The 5,475-nt window shown below is 69.5% G+C and carries 5 protein-coding genes; all 5 read right to left on the bottom strand.

The genetic code is table 11. The annotated features are described in order from the left end of the window. A partial coding sequence (locus AC1D1T_RS29670) for a division plane positioning ATPase MipZ (RefSeq protein WP_477993045.1) occupies positions 1-738 on the bottom strand: 738 nt, incomplete at its 3' end. Between the two features lie 132 nt (positions 739-870). Next, positions 871-1,983 carry an ABC transporter ATP-binding protein gene (locus AC1D1T_RS29665; protein ID WP_047500447.1) on the bottom strand — a complete coding sequence of 371 codons (1,113 nt, stop codon included), beginning with the start codon at positions 1,981-1,983 and terminating at the stop codon, positions 871-873. Between the two features lie 15 nt (positions 1,984-1,998). Next, positions 1,999-3,612, bottom strand: a complete 1,614-nt coding sequence (locus AC1D1T_RS29660; RefSeq protein WP_477993044.1) for an alpha-glucosidase — start codon at positions 3,610-3,612, stop codon at positions 1,999-2,001. A gap of 24 nt (positions 3,613-3,636) precedes the next feature. Next, positions 3,637-4,485: a carbohydrate ABC transporter permease gene (locus tag AC1D1T_RS29655; protein ID WP_465111030.1), complete on the bottom strand. Its 849-nt coding sequence runs from the start codon at positions 4,483-4,485 to the stop codon at positions 3,637-3,639. Next, on the bottom strand, positions 4,482-5,357 hold the full coding sequence (locus tag AC1D1T_RS29650; RefSeq protein ID WP_477826766.1) for a carbohydrate ABC transporter permease: 876 nt from the start codon (positions 5,355-5,357) through the stop codon (positions 4,482-4,484). The genes AC1D1T_RS29655 and AC1D1T_RS29650 overlap by 4 nt, the downstream gene beginning before the upstream one ends. Positions 5,358-5,475: the final 118 nt, after the last annotated feature.

Genomic DNA, 5,475 nt, shown 5'->3' with positions numbered 1-5,475 from the left:
CACCACGGCGGCCGGTGCTGCCGCCGCCGGCACCGCGCCCTGCGGGGCCGTCATGCGCGCCGCAGCGCGTGCCACCACATCGGCCTTCGCCGCCTCCTGCCAGGCCTTCTCGACCCACGCGAGGATCGGCTTCCATTGCGCCAGGTCGGCCTCCACCTTGGCGGGCGGCAGGTCGAACAGCGTCGCGCCCTGCTCGACGCAGCGCACGTAGGCCTGCGTCTCGCGCAACGCGCCGAGGTACGGGAAATTCGCCTGCGCCGCCCACTCCACCATCTGCTCGGCGGCCTTGGTGCGCGCATCGAGCCGCATGCCGACCATCGCGACCTTGCAGCGGCCGCTGGCCACGCGCGGCAGCGTGTGCAGTTCGTCGTAGCAGGCGGCCGCGGATTCGCGGTCGAACAGCGAATGGCACACCGGCATCACGATCATGTCGGCGTACATCACGACACGGGCCAGCTCGCTGTCGCGCAGGCCGCCGGGGGTGTCGATCACGACGTGGCTGATGCCGGCGGGCGGGCGCAGCACGCTGCGCGGGTCGACGGCCCAGCCGACCACCGGCGCGCCCTGCGCCACCGGCTGCTCGGCGCGGCGCTTCAGCCACGCGAGCGACGACTGCTGCCGGTCGACGTCGCCGAGCATCACCTTCAGCCCCTGGCGGGCGCAATAGCCGGCAAGGTGGGTTGCCAGTGTGCTCTTGCCACTGCCTCCCTTGCGATTGATGACGGCTACCACACGCATGGACGATGAAACCCGGGGTCCTGCCAGAACGGCACCCGATTACATCACCGAAGCGCACCGGCCGGGCTCCGTACAAGCCACCTTTCACCGGCTTCACGTTTGGATACCGGCGGCGTTGCGGCCGCGCTGAATTCAGTGGACGGCGGTGCGGACCAGCGCCTCCCCATCCGGCAGGAAGGCATGCAGCTGCGTCGCCGGCAACTCGAAGCTGACGGTGTCGCCGAGCTTCAGTGACTCGTCAGTCACCTTCGCCAGCAGTGGCGGTTCGGCGTCATGCCAGGTGACATAGGCGTAGCTGAACTCGCCCAGGTGCTCCAGGTGGGTGATCTGGCCGCGGCCCTCCCCCTGGCCGAGCTGCACGTGCTCCGGGCGCACGCCCAGCGTCAGGTCGCTGCCGGCGGTAACCCGCGCCGCATCGACCGCCGCGCCGCCGGCCAGCCCGTTCGGTAGCCGCCAGGCGAGCCGGGCCGCATCGCCCGAGACCGCCACCGCCGGCAGGAAGTTCATCGACGGCGAGCCGATGAAGCCGGCCACGAAGCGGTTCTGCGGCCGGTGGTACAGGTCGAGCGGGCGGCCGATCTGCGCGACGCTCAGCAGGCCCTTGGCCGCGGCATCGGGGCGCAGCAGCACGATCTTGTCGGCCAGCGTCATCGCCTCGACCTGGTCGTGCGTCACGTAGACCATGCTGACGTTGCCCAGCTTGCGGTGCAGCCTCGCGATCTCGACGCGGGTGTTGATGCGCAGCGCCGCGTCGAGGTTGGACAGCGGCTCGTCGAACAGGAACACCTTCGGCTGGCGCACGATCGCGCGGCCGATCGCCACCCGCTGGCGCTGGCCGCCGGACAGCTGCCGCGGCTTGCGCTCGAGCAGCGGTTCGAGCTTCAGCATCGCAGCCGCCTCGGCGACGCGGCGCTGGATCTCGGCCTCGGGCATCTTGTGGTGGCGCAGCCCGAAGGCCATGTTCTCGTGCACCGACATGTGCGGGTACAGCGCATAGCTCTGGAACACCATCGCGACGTTGCGCTGCGCCGGCGGCAGTTCGTTGACGACGCGGCCGTCGATCACGATCTCGCCGCCGCTCACGTCGTCGAGCCCGGCGATCAGCCGCAGCAGCGTCGACTTGCCGCAGCCCGACGGACCGATGAAGACGCAGAACTCGCCGGGGGCGATGGTCAGGTCGACATCGTTGAGGATCGCGACGTTGGCGAAGCTCTTGCGGACCTTGCGGAGTTGGATCTGGGACATGGGGATTCCTTCAAATCATGGCCGGGCGAACACGGCTTCCTGCGGCTCCAGCACGATGTCGCCGCCCTCGATGCGGCCGCCGAAGCCGTGGCCGTCGACCGCCGCCCACGCGCCGGGCAGTCCGTGCGCCAGGCGCGCCGGCCGGTCCGACAGGTTGAAGGCGCAGAGCACCTGATCGGCGCCCTCCCCGCGCGTGAACGCGACCACCTGGTCGTGCGCCGGCAGCAGCGCCATCGCGCCCTGGCGCAGCGCCGGCTGCGTCGCGCGCCAGTTCAGGAAGGCGCGGTAGCGGTTCAGCACCGACACCGGCTGCGGCGCCTGCGCATCGACCGCGCGCCGGCGCTGGCCGTCCGGCACCGGCAGCCACGGCGCGCCGGTCGTGAAGCCGGCATTCGGCGCCGCGGCCGACCACGGCATCGGCGTGCGGCAACCGTCGCGGCCGACGAACTCGGGCCACATCTCCTTGCCGTACGGGTCCTGGATCTGCTCGAACGGGATCACCGCCTCGGCCAGCCCCAGCTCCTCGCCCTGGTACAGGCAGATCGAGCCGCGCAGCGAGCCGAGCAGCCCGACCAGCAGCGGCGCGACACGCTCGGCCGGGCCGAGACCGGCCCAGCGCGTGACGACGCGCACCACGTCGTGGTTGTTCAGCGCCCAGCACACCCAGGCGTCGCCGGCCTCGGCCAGCATCTCGGCCAGCACCGCATGCACGTAGCGCGGCTCGTGGCGTTCGGTCATCAGGTTGAAGGTGTAGGCCATGTGCAGCCGCGCACCGGTGGTGTAGGCGCGCAGCGTGGCGTACTCGTTGTCGTCGCCGATCTCGCCGATGGTGGTGATGCCCGGGTAGCGGTCGCACAGCGCGCGAAAGCGCTGCAGGAAGGCGAGGTTCTCCGGCTGCGTCTTGTCGTACAGGTGGCTCTGCCGGGCGTACGGATTGGCACGCGGCACGCCGACCGCGAACCGGCCCGCCGGCTGCGGCGGGTTGGAGCGCAGCTGCCGGTCGTGGAAGTAGAAGTTCACGGTGTCGAGCCGGAAGCCGTCGACGCCGCGCTCGAGCCAGAACTGTGCGGYGCCGAGCACCGCGTCCTGCACCTGCGGGTGGTGGAAGTTCAGGTCCGGCTGCGAGGCCAGGAAGTTGTGCATGAAGTACTGCTGGCGCCTGGTCTCCCACTGCCAGGCGCTGCCGCCGAACAGCGACAGCCAGTTGTTGGGCGGCGAGCCGTCGGGCTGCGGATCGACCCACACGTACCAGTCGGCCTTCGGGTTGTCGCGGCTCGCGCGGCTCTCGACGAACCACGGGTGGTCCTTCGAGGTGTGGCTGATCACGAGGTCGATCAGCACCTTGATCTTCAGCGCGTGGGCACGTGCCACCAGCGCATCGAAATCGGCCAGCGTGCCGAACATCGGGTCGACGTCGCAGTAGTCGGTGACGTCGTAGCCGAAGTCGCGCATCGGCGAGCGGAAGAACGGCGAGATCCAGATCGCGTCGGCGCCGAGCGAGGCGATGTGGTCGAGCCGCTGCGTGATGCCGGCGAGGTCGCCGACGCCGTCGCCGTTGCTGTCCTGGAAGCTGCGCGGGTAGACCTGGTAGATGCAGGCGCCGGCCCACCAGTCGGTTGGAGTTGTCATGGTCGTGTCGTTCAAGAAGGGGAGTCAACCTTTGACGGAACCAGCGGTCAGGCCGGCCACGATCTGCCGTTGAAAATAGACCACCAGCCCGATCAGTGGCAAGGTGACGATCACCGAGGCGGCCATGATCGCGCCCCACGGGGCCTCGTAGCCGCTGCCGGCGCTGACGAGCGCGATCGCGACCGGCACGGTGCGCTGTTCGGTGCTGATCGTGAAGGTCAGCGCGAACAGGAACTCGTTCCATGCGGCGATGAAGGCGAGCAGCCCGGTAGCCACCATGGCCGGCCAGAGCAGCGGCATGAAGATGCGGAAGATCAGCGTGAAGACGCCGAGGCCGTCCATCATCGCGGCCTCTTCGATCTCTTTCGGCAGCTGGCGCATGAAGGTGACGAGCACCCACACGGTGAACGGCAGCGTGATGACCAGGTCGGCGAGCAGCAAGGCGCCCAGCGAGTCGTACAGGCCGAGGGCCTGCACCAGCTCGAACATGCCGGACAGCACCGCGACCTGCGGGAACATCGAGGCCGACAGCACGGTCAGCATCAGCGTGCCGCGGCCGCGGAAGCTGACGCGCGACAGCGCCCACGCGGCCGGCAGGCTGAGCGCGAGCGACAGCGCGACGACGCCGCCGGCGACGAAGGCCGAGTTCAGCAGGTTGCGGGCGAACGGCTGGTCGCGGAACAGGCTGGCGTAGTTGACGAGGGTGGCGTGTGCCGGCCACAGCTCGGGCGAGAACAGCGCGGTGCCCTGCTTCAGCGAGGTGGAGACCGCGTACAGCAGCGGGAACAGCGAGACGAACAGCAGCAGCGCGGCGGATGCGTAGTACAGCGCCGACATCGCCGGCGTGCGCTTGTGGATGCTGGGGCCGTTCATGACGAAGCCTCCTCGACGCGCCGGCGCGTGGCGCCGAGGTACACGATGGTGACGAGCGCGATCATGAAGAACAGCACGGTGGCCGAGGCCGAGCCGAAGCCGACCTGCTGGAAGTCGATGAGCTGTTCGCGCACGTAGATCGACATGCTCTTGGTGGCGCGGCTGTTGGAGGTCATCACGTAGATGACGTCGAAGACGCGCAGCGCATCGAGGGTGCGGAACACGACGGCGACGGCGACGCCGGGCACGATCAGCGGCAGCGTGATGCGGGTGAAGACGCGCCAGGTCGGCACGCCGTCGACCTTGGCGGCCTCGTAGCAGTCGAGCGGCACCATCTGCAGCGCGGCGAGGATCAGCAAGGCCATGAAGGGCGTGGTCTTCCAGACGTCGACCATCACGACGGTGAAGAGCGAGAGCGTGGGGTCGGCGGTCCAGGCGAGCGGTGCCGCGATGAGCCCGAACGCGAGCAGGTAGTGGTTCACGACGCCGAACTGGTCGTGCAGCATCCAGCTCCAGATGCGCGCCGACACCACGGTGGGAATGGCCCACGGCACGAGCATCGCGGCGCGCAGCAGCGTGCGCAGGCGCGACGGCTGGTTGATGACCAGGGCGACGCCGAGGCCGAGCGCGGTCTCGAGCGTGACCGACAGCAGCGCGAACGCACCGGTGACGAGCACCGCGCGCCACCAGTCGGGATCGCGCAGCACGCCGTACTCACCGGTGTAGTTCTCGAGGCCGATGAACTTCCATTCGTCGAGGTGGGCGAGCGACGCATCGGTCAGGCTGAACCACAACGTGCGTGCGAGCGGCCAGCCGGCGACGGCCAGCAGCACGACCAGCATCGGGGTGAGCATCCACCAGGCCCACTTCACTCTCTGCCTTGTCAGCCCGGACATATCGGTTGCTCCTTGTTCGCTCTGTTGCTTCTTGCACGGCGCGGCGGGTGGCGGGATGCGGTGGGGGCTCGGCTGGGGCGGTCGGCCCTGGCGG

Source organism: Rhizobacter sp. P2_H3 (assembly GCF_056403355.1).
The sequence above is the reverse complement of the archived record's forward strand: the minus strand, read 5'-3'. Positions and strand labels throughout refer to the sequence as shown.